Origin of the sequence: Streptomyces rubellus (assembly GCF_036323805.1) — a bacterium.
Lineage (GTDB): Bacteria > Actinomycetota > Actinomycetes > Streptomycetales > Streptomycetaceae > Streptomyces.
In genome coordinates this window covers 237,483-255,971 of the sequence record NZ_JAZDCX010000003.1, presented here as the reverse complement: position 1 = coordinate 255,971, position 18,489 = coordinate 237,483, and the positions used below count along the sequence as shown (strand labels likewise).

At 74.1% G+C, this 18,489-nt stretch carries 10 protein-coding genes; 6 read left to right on the top strand and 4 right to left on the bottom strand.

Going from position 1 to position 18,489, the window contains the following annotated elements:
• Window positions 1–4: 4 nt before the first annotated feature.
• Complete coding sequence (fxsT, locus tag V1L54_RS05180) at window positions 5–3,031, top strand: FxSxx-COOH system tetratricopeptide repeat protein (RefSeq protein ID WP_330116655.1); 3,027 nt, start codon at window positions 5–7, stop codon at window positions 3,029–3,031.
• Window positions 3,032–3,159: 128 nt separating this feature from the next.
• Here the strand turns inward: fxsT and V1L54_RS05175 are convergent, their stop codons facing one another.
• From V1L54_RS05175 to V1L54_RS05165, 3 genes are all read right to left on the bottom strand, one after another.
• Window positions 3,160–7,023 (bottom strand): multifunctional oxoglutarate decarboxylase/oxoglutarate dehydrogenase thiamine pyrophosphate-binding subunit/dihydrolipoyllysine-residue succinyltransferase subunit, encoded by a 3,864-nt coding sequence (locus V1L54_RS05175; RefSeq protein ID WP_330116654.1) that lies wholly within the window; start codon window positions 7,021–7,023, stop codon window positions 3,160–3,162.
• 249 nt (window positions 7,024–7,272) lie between these two features.
• On the bottom strand, window positions 7,273–8,403 hold the full coding sequence (locus tag V1L54_RS05170; RefSeq protein WP_330116653.1) for a sensor histidine kinase: 1,131 nt from the start codon (window positions 8,401–8,403) through the stop codon (window positions 7,273–7,275).
• Entirely contained in the window at window positions 8,400–9,161 is a 762-nt protein-coding gene (locus V1L54_RS05165; protein WP_330116652.1) for a response regulator transcription factor, read from the bottom strand. Before V1L54_RS05165 ends, V1L54_RS05170 begins: the two co-directional genes overlap by 4 nt.
• Before the next feature lie 572 nt (window positions 9,162–9,733).
• Here V1L54_RS05165 and lon point away from each other — a divergent pair.
• Window positions 9,734–12,235 (top strand): endopeptidase La, encoded by a 2,502-nt coding sequence (lon, locus tag V1L54_RS05160; RefSeq protein ID WP_330116651.1) that lies wholly within the window; start codon window positions 9,734–9,736, stop codon window positions 12,233–12,235.
• Between the two features lie 352 nt (window positions 12,236–12,587).
• On the opposite strand, the gene V1L54_RS05155 is transcribed toward lon, so the two are convergent.
• A complete protein-coding gene (locus tag V1L54_RS05155) occupies window positions 12,588–13,385 on the bottom strand; it encodes a hypothetical protein (RefSeq protein WP_330116650.1) in 798 nt (265 codons plus the stop codon).
• A 413-nt stretch (window positions 13,386–13,798) separates the two neighbouring features.
• On the opposite strand from V1L54_RS05155, the gene V1L54_RS05150 reads away from it, so the two are divergent.
• The 4 genes from V1L54_RS05150 (at window position 13,799) to V1L54_RS05135 (ending at window position 18,477) form a co-directional block, all read left to right on the top strand.
• A complete protein-coding gene (locus V1L54_RS05150) occupies window positions 13,799–16,801 on the top strand; it encodes a sensor histidine kinase (protein ID WP_330116649.1) in 3,003 nt (1,000 codons plus the stop codon).
• Complete coding sequence (locus tag V1L54_RS05145; protein ID WP_330116648.1) at window positions 16,798–17,382, top strand: roadblock/LC7 domain-containing protein; 585 nt, start codon at window positions 16,798–16,800, stop codon at window positions 17,380–17,382. Before V1L54_RS05150 ends, V1L54_RS05145 begins: the two co-directional genes overlap by 4 nt.
• Entirely contained in the window at window positions 17,379–17,771 is a 393-nt protein-coding gene (locus V1L54_RS05140; RefSeq protein WP_330116647.1) for a DUF742 domain-containing protein, read from the top strand. Before V1L54_RS05145 ends, V1L54_RS05140 begins: the two co-directional genes overlap by 4 nt.
• An 88-nt stretch (window positions 17,772–17,859) precedes the next feature.
• On the top strand, window positions 17,860–18,477 hold the full coding sequence (locus tag V1L54_RS05135) for a GTP-binding protein (protein WP_330116646.1): 618 nt from the start codon (window positions 17,860–17,862) through the stop codon (window positions 18,475–18,477).
• The last annotated feature ends 12 nt before the right edge of the window (window positions 18,478–18,489 follow it).

Here is an 18,489-nt window from a genome sequence, read left to right as displayed (position 1 = left end):
ACTGATGGGCGCTCAGCGGCACCCCGCGCAGAGCGGTGCACCGGGGCAGGGAGCCGAGCACGTCCTGGTGGCCTTCCCCGGCCGGCACCGGTCGTGGGCCGTCTGGATCGCCAACCGGCTGGAGGCCCACGGGCACCGGGTCACGGTGCACCGCTGGGACCCTCCCCGGGAGCAGAAGCTGGAGCACGCGCTGGGCGACCTGCTGCTCGCCCGGGGGCGGGTGCTGCTGGTGCTCAGCGAGTGGTTCTTCCAGCTCGGGCCCCGGCAGGAGGGGGAGTGGAGCGAGGTGCTGCGCGGCTTCGTCGCGGCCAACGCCGACCGCTTCGCCGCCGTCAACCTCACCAGCCGCCCTCTGCTCCCGGCGACCGCGGTCCTGGAGCCGGCCGACCTGTGGGACGTGGGCGAGTACGAGGCCGAGCGCAGACTGCTGGCCCGGCTCTCCCTCACCCCCGCCGCGGCCCCGCCGGTCCCGGGCGGCTCCTCCGGTACCCGCTACCCCAACGACCAGCCCGCCGTCTGGGGGGAGGTCCCCCGCCGCAACAACCGCTTCACCGGACGGGACGAAATCCTCTCCGAGCTGCAGCAGCGGCTGATGGACGCGGAGCGCGGGACGGCCGCCTGCGCGCTGGTGGGCACCTCGGGGGTGGGCAAGACGCAGATCGCCGCCGAGTACGCCCACCGCTTCAGCTCCGACTACGACGTGGTGTGGTGGGTCGACTCCGGCCGACGGGGCACACAGCGCGACCGGCTCGGCGAACTCGCCGTCGAGCTCGGTCTGAGCGTCGGATCGGAGCCGACCGGGCGGATCAGCGCCGTGCGGGAAGCCCTGCGCCGCGGTGAGCCGCACGGCCGCTGGCTGCTGGTCTTCGACGGCTGGGAGGACGTGGAGGACGCCGCCAGACTGCTTCCCCGGGGCGGCTCCGGTCATGTCCTGGTCACCGCACGCAGCCACGGCTGGCGCGAGGTGATGGACATGCTGGAGGTCCCGGTCTTCGGCCGGGCGGAGTCCACCGGCTATCTGCTGCGCCGGGCCCCGCACATCTCCGCCGAGGAGGCCGACGAGGTCGCCGCCGAGTTCGAGGACATGCCGATCCAGCTCGCGCACGCCGCCGCCTGGCTCGGCGAGTCGCACATGCGGGTGCCCGAGTACCTGCGCCGGGTGCGCTCGGGCGAGCTGAGTCCGCTGGACCAGGCGGCCGGGCCCGGGGAGTACCCGAGGCACCTGCTCACCTCCTGGTCGATGGTGCTCAACAGGCTGCGCCAGCGGGATCCCAGGGCGCTGGAACTGCTCATGCTCTGCACCTCCTTCACGGCCGGCCGGATCCCGCTGGGGCTGGTCCGCTCCCTGCCCGCGAGCCATCTGCCGGAGCGGCTGAGATGGATCGCCACCGATCTGCCCGGCTGGTCACGGGCCCTGGAGGCCCTGGCCGACTACTCCATCCTCGTCAGGGGCGAGCGCAGCCTTCCCGCCTCCGCCGCCGAGGCCCCGGGCCGGCAGCAGGAGTCCGTCCACATGCACGGCATGGTGCACAGCATCGTCAGCCGGCTCACCGCCGGGGACGACCTCGGCGCCTACCGCGAGGTGGTGCGGCGGGTACTCGCCGAGGCCGACCCGGCCGACCCGGCGGACAGCAGGCAGTGGCCGCGCTACGCCGAGCTGCTGCCGCACCTGGACCACGCCGGGGTCCTGGAGAGCACCGAGCCCCGGCTCCAGGGCCTGGTGCTCAACTGCCTGCTGTACTGCCTCAACAGCGGCGAGTACCTCGTAGGCATCGAACTGGCCGAGCGCATCCGCGAACGCTGGTCCCGGCTGCTGGCCCCGGAAGCACAGCCGATGTTCGAGCTGACGACCTGGCAGACCACCATCCTGCGCGCCCACGGACGCTTCCAGGAGGCGTACGAGCTCGACCGGCGGGCGCTGGAGCGGCTGCGGGCGGCGGAGCACCCGGACGAGGTGACGCTGATGCGCACCACCAACAGCCTCGCCTCCGACCACCGCTTCCTGGGACGCTACGCGGAGGCGCTGCAACTCCAGCGGGAGGCAGTGGACATGGCCCGCCGACTGCTCGGCCCGCAGGAGTGGACCACGCTCCGCAACCGGCACCACCTGGGTGCGTCGCTGCGGCTGAGCGGCCGGTACCACGAGGCGTACGAGGCCGACCGGGAGACTCTGGCCCAGTGCGAGGCCGTCCTGCGGGCCCGGCACACCACCACCCTGCACTCCGGCACCGCCTGCGCCCGGGACCTGCGGCTGATGGGCCACTACCAGGAGGCGCTGGCCCGCCAGGAGCACGTGCTGCGCCTGCATGTGCAGGTGCTGGGGGAACAGCATCCGCAGACGCTGTGGGCCCGGCACAACCACATCCTCTGCCTGCGCCGGGCTGGCACCGATCAGCACGACATCGGGGCGATGCTGGCCGCCCTGCTGGAGCAGCGCGAGCGGGTCTCGGGCCGGAACCACTACAACACCCTCGCCCTGCTCACCGACTACGGGAACTACCTGCGGGAGCACGGGGACCTGTCCGAGGCGCACGACCTGATCGGCGAGGCCGAGGACGGCTACCGCGCGCTGGTCGGCCGGGCCCATCCGGTGCCCACCGCCATGCAGTCCAACGCCGGCCTGGTCATGCAGGCCGAGGGCGACCGGTCCGGAGCGCTCAACCTGTTCGAGCAGGCGCTGATCGGACTGCGCACCCTGCTCGGCGACGACCACCCCGTGACGCTGGGCTGCGCGCTGAACACCACCGGGGGACGGAGCTTCACCGGCCGACTGCACGGGGCCGCGGAGCTCGGCAGGGACACCCTGGGGCGTGCCCGCCGGGTGATGGGCGAGGACCACCCGCTCACCCTCTCCTGCATGGTCGCGCTCGCCTGGGACCTGCGTTCACTGGGAGAGCGGGAGGAGGCGAGCAGGGTCGAGGAGGAAGCCCTCCACCGGCTGACCCGCACCCTGGGCGCGCAGCACCCCCACACGCTCTCCGCCCGGCAGCGGAGACGGCCGTACTGGGACTACGAGCCCTTCCTGGGCTGAGCCCCCGCGCCCCGGCACCCCCGGCCCCGGGCGCACCCGCACCCGGGAGACGCGGCGGGGCCCGCCGTACGGAATCCGTACGGCGGGCCCCGCCGCGTGCGGCGTCGGTGCCGGGCACCGGGCGTCGCTCAGAGGTCGAAGACCTCCTCGACGAGCTGCCGCTGCTCGGCCTGGTGGCGCTTGGCCGAGCCGACCGCCGGCGACGAGGACGACGGGCGCGAGACCCGGCGCAGCCGCCGCTCGGTGCTCGGGGTGCCGGAGCCGATGAACAGGTCGAGGTGGTCGACCAGGTTGAGCGCGATGAACGGCCACGCGCCCTGGTTCGCCGGCTCCTCCTGGGCCCACACGATCGTGGAGGCGTTGCCGTAGCGGGCGACCTCGGCCTGGATCTCCTTGCTGGGCAGCGGGTACAGCCGCTCCAGCCGGATGATCGCGGTGTCGGTGGCGTTCCGCTTCTCGCGCTCCGCGGCGAGGTCGTAGTAGACCTTGCCGGAGCAGAAGACGACCTTGGTCACCCGGGCCGGGTCGGCCGCGGTGTCGCCGATCACCGGCTGGAAGCGGCCGGCGGTGAACTCCGCCGCCTTCGAGGTCGCCGCCTTCAGCCGCAGCATCGACTTCGGAGTGAAGACGACCAGCGGCTTGTGGTGCGGGTTGTGGACCTGCCAGCGCAGCAGGTGGAAGTAGTTCGACGGCAGGGTCGGCATCGCGACCGTCATGCTGTTCTGCGCGCACAGCTGGAGGAAGCGCTCGATCCGGGCCGAGGAGTGGTCCGGGCCCTGGCCCTCGTAGCCGTGCGGCAGCAGCAGCGTGACGCCGGAGGTCTGGCCCCACTTCTGCTCGGCCGAGGAGATGAACTCGTCGACCACCGTCTGGGCGCCGTTGACGAAGTCGCCGAACTGCGCCTCCCACATCACCAGCGCCTCGGGACGGGCCAGCGAGTAGCCGTACTCGAAGCCCATCGCCGCGAACTCGCTCAGCAGCGAGTCGTAGACGTTGAAGCGGGCCTGGTCCTCGGACAGGTACAGCAGCGGGGTGTAGTCCTCGCCGGTGTCCCGGTCCACCAGGACGGCGTGCCGCTGGCCGAAGGTGCCGCGGCGGGAGTCCTGGCCGGCCAGCCGGACGGGGGTGCCCTCCATCAGCAGCGAGCCGATGGCCAGCGTCTCGCCCATCGCCCAGTCGATCCGGTCCTCGTCCACCATCGCCGCGCGGCGCTGGAGCTGCGGCATCAGCCGCGGGTGGACGGTGATGCGCTCGGGGATGTTCACCTGGGACTCGGCGATCCGCTTGAGGACCTCCGCGCTGACCCCGGTCTCCACCGCGACCGGGAACTCCGCCTGCGGGGCGGGCACCTCGGCCGGCGCCGGGGCGGCGGTGGCGTCGCGGACCTCGGTGAAGACCTTCTCCAGCTGTCCCTGGAAGTCCTGGAGCGCCTGCTCGGCCTCCTCCAGGGTGATGTCGCCCCGGCCGATCAGCGACTCGGTGTAGAGCTTGCGCACCGAGCGCTTCTTGTCGATCAGGTTGTACATCACCGGCTGGGTGAAGTTCGGGTTGTCGGCCTCGTTGTGCCCGCGGCGGCGGTAGCAGACGAGGTCGATCACCACGTCCTTGTTGAACGCCTGGCGGAACTCGAAGGCCAGCCGCGCCACCCGGACGCAGGCCTCCGGGTCGTCGCCGTTGACGTGGAAGACCGGCGCCTCGATCATCCGCGCCACGTCGGTGGCGTACATCGAGGAGCGCGCCGACTCGGGCGGCGCGGTGAAACCGACCTGGTTGTTGATGACCACGTGCACGGTGCCGCCGGTGCGGTAGCCGCGCAGCTGCGACATGTTCAGCGTCTCGGCCACCACGCCCTGCCCGGCGAAGGCCGCGTCGCCGTGGAGCTGGACGGGCAGGACGGTGAAGTCGGTGCCGCCCTTGCCGATGATGTCCTGCTTGGCGCGGGCCACGCCCTCCACCACCGGGTCCACGGCCTCCAGGTGGGAGGGGTTGGCGGTGAGCGAGACCTTGATCTGCTCACCGTCCAGGCCGGTGAAGGTGCCCTCGGCGCCCAGGTGGTACTTCACGTCGCCGGAGCCGTGCATCGACTTCGGGTCGAGGTTGCCCTCGAACTCGCGGAAGATCTGGGCGTAGGACTTGCCGACGATGTTGGCCAGCACGTTGAGGCGGCCGCGGTGGGCCATGCCGACGACCACCTCGTCCAGCCGGGCCTCGGCCGCGGCGTCCAGCACCGCGTCCAGCAGCGGGATGACGGACTCGCCGCCCTCCAGCGAGAACCGCTTCTGGCCGACGTACTTGGTCTGCAGGAAGACCTCGAACGCCTCGGCGGCGTTGAGCCGGCGCAGGATGCGCAGCTGCTCGTCGCGCTCCAGCGAGGAGTGCGAGCGCTCGACGCGGTCCTGGATCCACTTGCGCTGCTTGGGGTCCTGGATGTGCATGTACTCGATGCCGGTGGTGCGGCAGTACGAGTCGCGCAGCACGCCCAGGATCTCGCGCAGCCGCATCACCGACTTGCCCGCGAAGCCGCCGACCGCGAACTCGCGCTCCAGGTCCCACAGGGTGAGCCCGTGCTCGGTGATGTCCAGGTCCGGGTGCTTGCGCTGCTTGTACTCCAGCGGGTCGGTGTCGGCCATGACGTGACCGCGCACCCGGTAGGAGTGGATCAGGTCGAAGACGCGGGCGGCCTTGGTGACGTCGTCGTCGTGGCTGACGTCGATGTCCTTGAGCCAGCGGACCGGCTCGTAGGGGATGCGCAGCGCCTCGAAGATGTCGTCGTAGAAGTTCTCCTCGCCGAGCAGCAGCTGGTGGATGATCCGCAGGAACTCGCCGGAGGCGGCGCCCTGGATCACCCGGTGGTCGTAGGTGCTGGTCAGCGTCATGACCTTGGAGATGCCCAGCTTGTTCAGGGTGTCCTGGGAGGTGCCCTGGAACTCGGCCGGGTACTCCATGGCGCCCACGCCCAGGATCACGCCCTGGCCGGGCATGAGCCGCGGCACCGAGTGGACGGTGCCGATGCCGCCGGGGTTGGTCAGCGAGGCGGTGACGCCGCTGAAGTCCTCCATCGTCAGCTTGCCCGCGCGGGCCCGGCGGACGATGTCCTCGTAGGCCTGCCAGAACTCGAAGAAGGTGAGCGTCTCGGCCTTCTTGATGCCGGCCACCACGAGCTGGCGGTCGCCGTTGGGCTTGACCAGGTCGATGGCCAGGCCGAGGTTGACGTGGTCGGGCTTGACCAGCGTCGGCTTGCCGTCCCGCTCGGTGTACGAGTGGTTCATCGACGGCATCGCCTTGAGCGCCTTCACCATGGCGTAGCCGATCAGGTGCGTGAAGGACACCTTGCCGCCGCGGGCGCGCTTGAGGTGGTTGTTGATGACGATGCGGTTGTCGACGAGCAGCTTCACCGGGACCGCGCGCACCGAGGTGGCCGTCGGCAGTTCCAGCGAGGCGTTCATGTTCCGGGCGACCGCGGCGGCCGGGCCGCGCAGCGGCACGTACTCCGGTCCGTCCTCCCGGGCCTCCGGCTCCGCCGTCGCCGGTCCGGCCTTCTTCGGCTCCGTCTTCTCGGCCTTCTCGGCCTGCCCGGTCTTCTTCGGCTCGGCCTTCGCCGACGCGGGCGGCGCGGGGGCCTTCGCCGCGGGCTGCTCGGCGGCCTTCCCGACGGGGGCCGCGGCCTGCGGCTGCCGGGGCTGCTGGGGCTGAGTCTGCTGCTGGGCCCGGGCGGGCGCCTGGGGCGCCCCGGGCTCGGCGGTCGGCTTCGACGCGGTGGGGGCCGCCGCTCCCGCGGCGGCCTGCCCGGGCTTGTAGTCGGCGAAGAAGTCCCACCAGGCCCGGTCGACCGAGTTCGGGTCCTGGAGGTACTGCTGGTAGATCTCGTCGACGAGCCACTCGTTGGGACCGAAGCCGGCGGGTCCGGTTCCCTGTCCGTCCTTCTCGGGGGTCGGGGTCCCTCCCTGCCGGGGGCTGGGGGAGCTCGAAGTCTTGGGGGCCTGTGGCGACACGGCGGCAACCGCCCTCTTCCGCTTACCTGTATGGGTGGACAGCAGAAATAAAGGCTACGCTCCCTGAGCCGTTCGGTGCAGTCGGCAGGCGGTTGGCGTCGCCTAAGTCACATCCGGGGACCTGTTTCGGTGTTTTCCTCAGCGGGAAACACACTCGGTTCGACCGGATTCGGCAAGAGCGGGCCGAGGAGCCGGCCCGCGGCGGCCGGCTCCCTCGCCCGTCGGTTCTCCGCAACCCTGCCGAAAACCCTACGCCGCCTCCGTGTCGGACGCGCGGCCGGGAAGGGTGACGAGGATCCGGCAGCCGCGCGGCGACTCGGCCACCCTGATCCGCCCGCCGTGCAGGTCCACCGCCCAGCGCGCGATGGCCAGGCCCAGCCCGGTGCCGCCGTCGCCGCTCTTGGCCGCGGCGGAGCGGCCGAAGCGCTCGAAGACCCGCTCGCGGTCCGCCTCCGGGATGCCCGGCCCCTCGTCCAGCACCTCCAGCCGGAGGCTCAGCGGGGCCTGGCCGGAGCGCGCCCGCACGGTCACCCGGCCGTACGGCGGGCTGTGCTTGACGGCGTTGTCGATCAGGTTGGCGACCACCTGGTGAAGCCGCTCGGTGTCGGCGTACGCGGCCAGTTCGGGTGGCTGGACGTCCAGGTGCAGGTGGACGTCGGTGCGGGAGTGCCCCTCGCCCTTGGTCATGTTGGCCTCCTTGAGCACTCCCGACAGGTACGGCCACACCTTGAAGCGCCGGGTGCGCAGCGGCACCACGCCGTTGTCGAGCCGGGACAGGTCCAGCAGGTGCTCCACCAGGTTCCCCAGCCGCTCGGTCTGCTTGAGCGCGGTGTCCATGGTCGCCGGGTCGGCGTCGGAGACCCCGTCCACCACGTTCTCCAGCACCGCGCGCAGTGCCGCGATGGGGGTGCGCAGTTCGTGGGAGACGTTGGCGACCAGCTCCTTGCGGTGCCGGTCGGCGGCCTCCAGGTCGGCGGCCATGCGGTTGAAGGTGTCGGCGAGTTCGCCCAGTTCGTCCCGGCGCTCGACACGGACCCGCCGGGTGTAGTCCCCGCGCGCCATGGCGCGGGCGGCGTCCGTCATCTCGTCCAGCGGCGCGGCCAGCCCGTGCGCCACGAACTGGGTGACCAGCAGCGAGGCGATCGCCGCGAGCAGGGCGATCACCCGCAGCTCTATGGAGGAGTGGAGCGCGATGATGGTCAGCAGCGTGGTGATGGCCACGGTGGCGATCACCAGGGCGCCCAGGGCGGCCTTGACCGAGCGGTTGGGGTCCAGCGGGCGCAGGCCCTCCCAGCAGCGCTCCCACAGGGACCGCAGGCGTTCCCGGCCACCCCGGCCCCGCCGGCCCCCCTGGTCGTTCCGGCGGTCCGCGGGTCTCATGCCCAGTCGGAGGCGGGCGCGGGTGCCTCCAGCGCGTAGCCGACGCCGTGCACCGTGCGTATCCGCTCCGCGCCGATCTTGCGGCGCAGCGCCTTGATGTGGCTGTCCACCGTGCGGGTGCCCGAGGCGTCCGCCCAGTCCCACACCTCGGCCAGGAGCTGCTCGCGGGAGAGCACCGCGCGCGGCGAGTTGGCCAGGCAGACCAGCAGGTCGAACTCGGTCGGGGTGAGGTGCACGTCCTTGCCGCCCACCCGCACCCGGCGCTGGGCGTGGTCGATCTCCAGCTCGCCCAGCCGCAGGGTGCCCGAGCGCGGCGCGGCCGCGGCGATCGTGGCCCGCTCCACGCGGCGCAGCAGTACGTGGACCCGGGCGACCAGCTCCCGCATGGAGAAGGGCTTGGTCATGTAGTCGTCGGCGCCGACCCCGAGACCGACCAGCATGTCGGTCTCGTCGTCCCGGGCGGTGAGCATCAGCACCGGCAACGGCCGCTGGGCCTGCACCCGGCGGCAGACCTCCAGACCGTCGAAACCCGGCAGCATCACGTCCAGGACCAGCAGGTCGGGCTGCCACACCTCGGCCGTCTCCACCGCCGCCGGGCCGTCACCCGCCGTTCTGACCTGGAAGCCCTCGGCACGCAGCCGGGCGGCGACCGCCTCGGTGATCGTCGGGTCGTCCTCCACGACCAGGACCCGGCGCTGGGCGCCCGGGGTGGCCGCGGCGGCGCCGCCGTGGGTCTGCGTCGTGTTCCTGTGGTCCATCACGCCTCGCGTCCCGGTGCTCGGTTTCTTGCAGCAGCGTAAAGAAATGGTGAGCGGTGCGCCACGCCGGTCGGACGGCGGGGCGGACCGCGTCCGGGGCGCCCCGGACGGCGGGGACCGTCCACGGGGCCCGCGGCGGCGCGGCCCGCCGCGGGCGGTGCCTCCCCGGCAGCCGTACGGTCCGCCCGGCCCTTCCTGCCCTTCCGGTCCCTCCGCCCTTTCCCGTCCGTACCGCCCGTCCGGTTCGGCCGGGGCCGCCCGGAACACGGGGCCGCCCGGAACGCCTGCCGGAGGTGTCCACCGGAGAGCGGTCCTCGGTGGCGGTCCGGAACCGTCCGCCGTGCCGCCGGGGCCCGGTTCCCCTCGGGCCCGGTGCGGCGCTCCGGCCTCGTACGGGGGAGAGCACGGGGCCATCCTGCCGGTCACCGGTGGTGCCGTGCGGGGTGTTCGCGACGGACGGCGGGCGCTCTATCGCTCACAGCGAACACGGGTCGGGGAACACCCGCCCACCGTCCGGGCATTGAACAGGCATTGAGTCGTTCAAGCTCAACTTGCCTGCCTAGGGAGAGATCATGGCTCTGTCGCCCACCAAGCTCACCCTGCCCGTGCTGCCGCTCGACAACGAGGTGGTGCTGCCCGGGATGGTGGTGCCGCTGGACCTGTCGGACTCCGAGGTGCGGGCCGCGGTGGAGGCCGCCCAGTCCGCCGCCCGGTCCGCCCCCGGGGAGGCCGGTGCCGCCGGGGAGGACGGGAGAACGGGGGTAACGCCGAAGCCGCGCGTACTGCTGGTGCCGCGGGTCGACGGCGGCTACGCGGGCATCGGCGTGCTCGGTCTGGTGGAGCAGGTGGGCCGGCTGGCCGACGGCGATCCGGGCGCCCTGATCCGCGCCGTGCACCGGGTGCGCATCGGAGCCGGCACCACCGGCCCCGGCGCGGCGCTGTGGGTGGAGGGCACGGAGATCGACGAGGCCGGTGAGCCTGGTGCCCCCGGTTCCGGGGCCGCCGGGACCACCGCCCCCGGAGCGGTCGCCGAACTGGTCAGGGAGTACAAGGCCCTGGCGACCAGCTGGCTGCGCAAGCGCGGCGCCTGGCAGGTCGTCGACCGCGTCCAGCAGATCGACGACGCCGGGCAGCTCGCCGACAACTCCGGCTACAGCCCCTTCCTCACCGTCGCGCAGCGCGTGCGGCTGCTGGAGACCGCCGACCCGGTCGAGCGGCTCAGGCTGGCGACCGGCTGGCTGCGCGAGCACCTCGCCGAGCAGGAGGTCGCCGAGGCGATCGCCAAGGACGTCCAGGAGGGCGTGGACAAGCAGCAGCGCGAGTTCCTGCTCCGCCGCCAGCTGGAGGCCGTCCGCAGGGAACTGGCCGAGCTGGGCGGCGGGTCCGGCGAGGAGGGCGACGACTACCGGGCCCGGGTGGAGGCGGCCGACCTCCCCGAGAGGGTCCGCGAGGCCGCGCTGAAGGAGGCCGACCGGCTGGAGCGCACCTCCGAGCAGAGCCCCGAGAGCGGCTGGATCCGCACCTGGCTGGACACCGTCCTGGAACTGCCGTGGAACGAGCGGACCGAGGACGCCTACGACATCCCCGGCGCCCGCGCCGTCCTGGACGCCGACCACTCCGGCCTGGCCGAGGTCAAGGACCGCATCATCGAGTACCTGGCCGTCCGCAGGCGCCGCGCCGGACGCGGCCTCGCGCCGGTGGCCGGGGAGGGCGGCGGGACCGGGGGCGGACGCCGGGCGGGCGGCGCGGTGCTCGCCCTGGTCGGCCCGCCCGGTGTCGGCAAGACCTCGCTGGGCCGCTCGGTGGCGAAGGCGATGGGCCGGAAGTTCGCACGGGTGGCGCTCGGCGGCATCCGCGACGAGGCGGAGATCCGCGGCCACCGGCGCACCTACGTCGGCGCGCTGCCGGGCCGGATCGTCCGGGCGGTGAAGGAGGCCGGCTCGATGAACCCGGTGATCCTCCTGGACGAGATCGACAAGGTGGGCAGCGACTTCCGGGGCGACCCGGCCGCCGCCCTGCTGGAGGTGCTGGACCCGGCGCAGAACCACACCTTCCGGGACCACTACCTGGAGGTCGAACTCGACCTGTCCGACGTGGTCTTCCTGGCCACGGCCAACGTCCTGGAGGCCATTCCGCAGCCGCTGCTGGACCGCATGGAGCTGGTGCGGCTGGACGGCTACACCGAGGACGAGAAGGTCGTCATCGCCCGCGACCACCTGCTGCCCCGGCAGCTGGACCGCGCCGGGCTGGCCGCCGGCGAGGTGACTGTCGGGGAGGACGCGCTGCGCAGGCTGGCCGGGGAGTACACCCGCGAGGCGGGCGTACGCGACCTGGAGCGGCACATCGCCCGGCTGCTGCGCGGGATCGCCACCCGGCACGAGCTGGGCGAGGGCGAACTGCCGTACACCGTCGCCGCGGACGGGCTGCGCGAGCTGATCGGCCGCCCGCACCACGTGCCGGAGTCCGCCCAGGACCCGGCCGAGCGGCGCACCGCCGTACCGGGCGTGGCCACCGGACTGGCGGTCACCGGCACCGGCGGCGACGTGCTGTACGTCGAGGCGTCGCTGGCCGATCCGGAGACGGGCGGGGCCGGACTGACCCTGACCGGGCAGCTGGGCGACGTGATGAAGGAGTCCGCGCACATCGCCCTGTCCTACCTGCGCTCGCGCGGCGCCGAGCTGGAGCTGCCGGTCGGCGACCTGAAGGAACGCGGCGTCCATCTGCACGTCCCGGCGGGCGCGGTGCCCAAGGACGGCCCGAGCGCGGGGATCACCATGACGACCGCGCTGGCCTCGCTGCTGTCGGGCCGTCAGGTCCGCCCGGACGTGGCGATGACCGGCGAGGTCTCGCTGACCGGCCGGGTGCTGCCGGTCGGCGGGGTGAAGCAGAAGCTGCTGGCGGCGCACCGGGCGGGGATCACCACGGTGATCATCCCCAGGCGCAACGAGCCGGACCTGGACGACGTGCCGGAGGAGGTGCTGCGGAAGCTGGACGTGCGGCCGGTCTCCGACGTGCGCCGGGTGCTGGAGCTGGCGCTGACCCCGGCGGAGGCGGAACTCCCGGTCGCGGCCTGACCCCACCGGTCCCGCCCGGCTCCCCGCTCCCGCTCCCGCCCCCATCGGGCGCGGGGGCGGGGAGGTGGCCGCGGCGACCGCCGTCGGCCCGGTACGAGCCCCGCCCTGCCCGGTCCGGCCCTGCCCCGCTCCGGATCGGGGCCGGGTGCCGCCTGCCGGTCCGGAACGGCCCGTCCCGCGGCGAGCGGCGTACCGCCGGAGGCGTGGGCGGTCCGTTCGCGAGGCCGTTCTCCGTCCCCGGAGGCTCCTGCAGCCGGAGCAGTCCGCCCGGCGGGCGGTGCCGTCCGTCCGGGGTGCGTGCCCGGAGTTCCGCCCGGGCCGCGCCCCGGGCGCCATGGGCGGCGCCGGCAGGTCAGAACTCCACCAGCACCGCCGTCGCGTCGTCATGGGCCTTCCCGCGCGGGAAGGCCGTGCCGTCCCGGTCGCCGGTCTCGGCGGCGCGGACCCGGGCGATCAGCGCCTCCGGCCCCTCCTCGCGGAGCAGAGCCAGCAGTCCGGCCCAGTCGCCGAGACGGAAGACCTCCGCCCAGCGGGTGGCGCCGTCGCTCAGCGCGGCGAGGGCCCGCACCCGGTCCCGGGGGGTGCTGCCGGTGACCGCGCGGGCGGTCACCGCGGGGTCGGCCGCCGCGGTGAAGAAGCCGTCCGCGGTGTTGCGCAGGCCCTCCAGATAGGCGGCCCGGTCCGCCGCGGGCAGCGTCCGCGCGGTGCGCCGCAGGACGTCCAGCCGGGCGTCGAGCACGGGGGTCACCGTGCCGTCCACGTCCTCGACCAGCAGCGCGGAGTCGGAGAGCACCAGATGCTCGACGGTCTCCTCGTCCCAGCGCGCCAGCACCACGGTTGCCTGCGGAGTGCGGGAGTGAGAAAGGTCACACGCCGGTCCATGGGCCTCGGCGGTCCGTGAGACGGCGGCCGACAGGCACTCCGGCAGTGTCATATCCCGCCGTGAACCGGACAGTTCGAGCAGTGCGCCGCCGAGACGGGCCACGTACCACGGCACGCCGTGCGCGCAGCCGGTGTCCGCCGGCGGAGGGGTCACCCCGTCCAGGACCACCAGCGTGCCGCCCCGCCCCGCCGCAGGTAGGGCTACCGACGCGTAGTCCTCGTTGGGGCGGCGCGGGCTGCCCGGCTCGCTCGCCATCTCGATCCGCATGCGCGCCAGTCTGCCGGAGGGGCGGGGAGGAGTGCGGCACTGGGTGCCCGGCGGCGGCACCCTGCCGGGATTTCGCCGGACTTCCGCCGGAATGCGGCGCCATTGGAGAGCTGAGCGGCGAATCCTGCCAAAACCGCGCCCCCATTTCCAACCCCCGTCCGGTGTGTGTCCGGACCGTTGTACGGACCGGAGTTGTTCCGCAACTCCATCGTGATGTTCACTCCTCCGAGTGGTCCGGCACGGGAAACCTCTCCCGCCCTCGACGGCAGCGCCGGAACGGCCGGCCGCCGAGGGCGGACGCGGCCGGAGGGGGACGGGACGGTGGAACGCCGAGGAGCACGGTCCCGTGCCGCACACGATGGACTGTCGTGTCCCGGGCGAGTCCGGGACACGGGACGAGAATGCGAGTGCGGGTGGGGAAGAAGCGACTCCGGCGCGGCCGGCAGAACGACGAGAGCGCCACGAACTCCGCGGCTCCGGTGACTCACCCGGCCGACACGGTGACCGTGTCCGGGCGCCGGGCGCGGGTGCGCAACAGGCTGCTCGTCTCCGTCACGCTGTGCGCCGTCGCGGTGCTCGCCGCGGGCGCGCCCGGGGTGGCCACCGCCTCCCGGGACCTGGCGGACTCCCAGCGTCTGGTCGACCGGGCCGAACTGGGCCGGCGGGCGGTCTCGCTGAGCCACGCGCTGGCCGACGAGCGCACCGAGGCCGTCCGCCTCGCCGCCGAGGACGGCGCGGCCGGTCCGGACGGCACGGACGAGGCGGACGGCGCGGACGGCGCCGGCGGCGAGGGACTCCCCGAGGCGGAGCGCGCCCGGGTGGACAGCCGGATCAGGGAACTGCGCGCCGACGCGCCCGCCGACATCCGGCGGCTGCTCGACGAACTTCCCGCCATCCGCCGGCAGGCCCTGTCCGGAGAGGACGGCGCCGTCGCGGTGTACGACTCGTACTCCGAGCTCATCCGGGCCCTGGGCAACGTCACCGCCGCCACCGCCCGGGCCCTGCCCGGCCGGGCCGAGAACGCCGCGGCCGACGCGCTGCCCGACCTCGGCCGCGCCGTCGAACTGGCCGCCGGCGCCCGCGGACTGCTGGTGGCCGCGCTCGACGCCGGGAACGGAGGGAACGCCGAGCGGGAGCTGGCCGAGGCGGGCCAGCTGGCCCGGCTGCGCGAGCAGGCCGCTCTCGCCGACTTCGACCAGACGGCGCCCGCCGCCACCCGCGACACCTACGCCAGCACCGTCACCGGCACCGACGTCACCCAGGCCGAGCGCCAGCTGGCCCGGCTCACCGACCGGCCCCGGCTGAGCGACGGGGACCGGGCGCTGAACGCCGACCGGGTGGCGGCGGCGCTGACCGCCCGGGTGGACCGGATGCGCGGCGTGGAGGCCTCGCTGGCCGTCAGCGAGGTCAAGCGGCTGGAGCGGCTGCGGGACGACGACCTCACCGCGCTGGAGCTGCGCGTCGCCCTGCTCGGCGTCTGCCTGCTGCTCGCGCTCGGCGTCAGTGTGCAGGCCGCCCGGTCGATGACCCGGCCGCTGGCCGTCCTGCGGCGCGGCAGCGAGCGGGTGGCCGCCGACCCGGTGGGTCAGGAGCCGGTGGCCTACAAGGGGCGGGACGACGAGTTCGCCGAGGTCGTACGCGCCGTCAACCGGCTGCGGGCCACCGCCGCCGCGCTGCACGAGCGCGCGGTACGTGCCGAGGCGGCGGCCGGCCAGGAGCCCCGTGACACCCAGGACGCCCCGGCGGCCGGGGCGCCGGAGGCCGCGGCCACCACCGGGGCCGCGGCCACCGCGAGAACAGCGGGCACGACCGGCACCGCGGACACTACGGGCCCGGCCGGCACGCCCGCCGCCCCCGTCGCGGACCGGCCCGCCGGCGGCGCCCCGGGCGCCTCCGCCCAGCTCGCGCTGCGCACCCTGGGCCTGGTGGAGCGGCAGCTCGCCATCATCGAGGGCCTGGAGCACGAGGAGAAGGAGCCGGACCGGCTCGCCGTCCTCTTCAGGCTCGACCACCTCGCCACCCGGATGCGGCGCAACAACGAGAACCTGCTGCTGCTGACCGGGACCGAGCACACCACCGGCCAGGTGGAGCCGGTGCCGCTGCTGGACGTGCTGCGCGCCGCCGTGAGCGAGATCGAGCGCTACGAGCGGGTGGAACTGGCCGCGCTGCCCCCGCACGCCCAGGTCTCCGGCCCCGCCGCCGACGACATCAGCCACCTGGTCGCCGAACTCCTGGACAACGCCACCGCGTTCTCGGCCCCCGACGCCGAGGTGCGGCTGTCGGGCTGGATGCTGGAGAACGGCGAGGTCATGCTCTCCGTCCAGGACGAGGGCATCGGCATGACCGCCGAGCGGATGGCCGAGCTGAACGCCCTGCTCGGCGAGTGCGGCGCGCGGGGGCCGGACGCCCCGGCCCGGAAACCCGCCGCGGTTCCGGGGGAGAACGGCGCGCTCGGCATGGGTCTGTACGTGGTGGCGCACCTCGCGGCGCGGCACGGCATACGGGTGCAACTGCGCGAGCAGAAGCAGGGCGGGGTCGCCGCGGTCGTCGTCCTGCCGCGCGCCCTGCTGCCGGACCGTCCGATGCCGGGCCACGCCGCGGGCGGGAGATCCGGGCGTGCCGGGACCGCCGGAAACACAGCCGCGGGCCAGGCGCCCGCCCTGCCGGGCTCGGAGGCCGAGGCCAACGGCAACGCGCTGCCGCCCCGCGCGGCCCGGGTGCGGCCCGCGCCGACGGCACCGGACGCCGACGGCGGCGGTGTGACGGCCGCCCCCGGGGAGACCGCTCCCGAGCCGGCCGCCGGGCCGGCCGAGCACGCCCCCGCGGCGGATCCCGGGCCGGACGAGACGGTGCGGATCCCCCGGGTCGCCCTCCCCGGGGAGCCCGCCGCGCCCGCCGCCTCCACGGGGGTGGCCACCGGCACCGCCCGGCCCGTCGACGTCGCCGAGGCCGACGCGGCCGCGGCCGACCCGGCGCGCGAGGCCGTCGGCCGGGCCGCCGGACCGGCCGCGGCCGGGGAGCCCGCCGAACACGCCCGCGCGGTGGACGAGGCACCCGCCCCCGCGCCGGGGGCAGCGCCGGAATCCGGCCCGGAGGACGCCCCGGACGCGCCGGCCGGACGCGTCGTCACCGACAAGGGCCTCCCCAAGCGGACGCCCCGCCAGGTGGCGGTGGACACCGGCACCCGCTCCCGCCGGGGCGGACTGAAGGCCGAGGAACTGCGGCGGCGGCTCGGCGGGTTCCAGCAGGGCGCCCGGGAAGGGCACCGGGACGTGCGGGCCCAGCTCGCCGAGGAGACCGGGCAGACCGAACACCCCGCCACCGGCGACCGGCCGGAGGCGGTCGGCGCGGCGGGCACGGCGGACACAACGGACGCGGCCGACACGGACGGCACTGTCGAGGAGGCACGGAAGTGAGCGCTCCCACCACCGCGCGCGGTCTCAGCGCCCAGGCGCGCAATCTGCGCTGGCTGCTGGCCAATCTCGTGGACGAGGTCCCCGGCGTACGGTCCGTCGCCGTGGTCTCCTCCGACGGTCTGCTGCTGCTGTCCTCCGACCCGGCCCGGCCGGACGCCACCGAGGGCACCGGAGCCACCGCGGCCAACGGGGCCACTGCGGAGACCGACGCCGCCGCCCCCGCCGCCGACGGCGGCAGGCCGCGCCCCCCGGTGCGGGGCGCGGACGGCGGCAGGCGCGGCGGGCCCCGGACCTCCGGAGCCGACCTGGCCACCATCATCTCCGGTCTGGCCTCCCTCACCCAGGGCGCCGCGAAGCTGACGGACGCCGGCGCCGTCCGGCAGACCATGATCACGATGGACGAGGGCTCCCTGTTCGTCATGGCGATCAGCGACGGCTCGCTGCTCGGCGTCCACGCCGAACCCGACTGCGACATGAGCGTCGTCGCGTACCACATGGCTCTCTTCGTCGGCCGGGCCGGACACGTCCTCACCCCCGAACTCCGCACCGAACTGCGCACGTCGATGGAGCTGGACCAGTGACCTCCCACATCCTTCCGCTGCCCGTACGCAAACCCGCGCGGGTGCGTCCGTACTCCCTGACCGGGGGACGCACCCGCTTCGGCCACGTGCTGCTGGTGGAGACCCTCGTCGCCGCCATCGAGGCTCCCGAGGAGCGCCGCGAGCTGGTCTCGGGCGGGCTGCGGGACCGGGTGATGCCCGAGATGCTGGCCATCGTCGAGCTGTGCCGCCGGATGCGCTCGGTCGCCGAGATCGCCGCCCGGCTGCGGATGCCGCTGGGCGTGGTGCGCGTCCTGCTCAGCGACCTCGCCGACCAGGGCCGCATCCGGGTCTACGGCACCGGCTACGACAGCGACCGCCCCGACCGCGCGCTGCTGGAGAGGGTGCTGGGTGGCCTCCGCAGACTCTGACGCCGGAAGAACGCGGGCCCCCGCCGGAGCACGCACCGCCGGACCCGCCGAAGCACGTACCGACGCACACACGAACAGAAGCATCGACATGAACAGCTCCGCGGCGGGCCCGGCAGCGGGCGCCGAAAGGTTCCAGCCCTGGCAGGAGGAGCGCGGTCGCGCCCCCGTCGCCACCAAGATCGTGGTGGCGGGCGGCTTCGGCGTGGGCAAGACCACCTTCGTCGGCTCGGTCTCCGAGATCGAGCCGCTGACCACCGAGGCGGTGATGACCCGGGCGAGCGAGGGCACCGACGACCTCGCCGCGACCCCGGAGAAGACCACCACCACGGTCGCCATGGACTTCGGCCGCATCACCCTCGACGCCGATCTGGTGCTCTACCTGTTCGGCACCCCCGGCCAGAAGCGGTTCTGGTTCATGTGGGACGACCTGGTGCGCGGCGCGATCGGGGCGGTCGTGATGGCCGACACCCGCCGTCTGGAGGACTGCTTCCCGGCGCTCGACTACTTCGAGAGCTGCGACCTGCCCTACGTCGTGGCCGTCAACCACTTCGAGGGGACGGCCTACTACGAGCCCGAGGACGTGCGCGAGGCGCTGTCCGTCCCGGACGGCATCCCCGTCCTGGTGATGGACGCGCGCAAACGGGACACGGTCGTGGACGCGCTGCTGGCGCTCGTCGCCCAGGCGCTGGACCTCACGCCCGCCTGACACCCGCCCGGT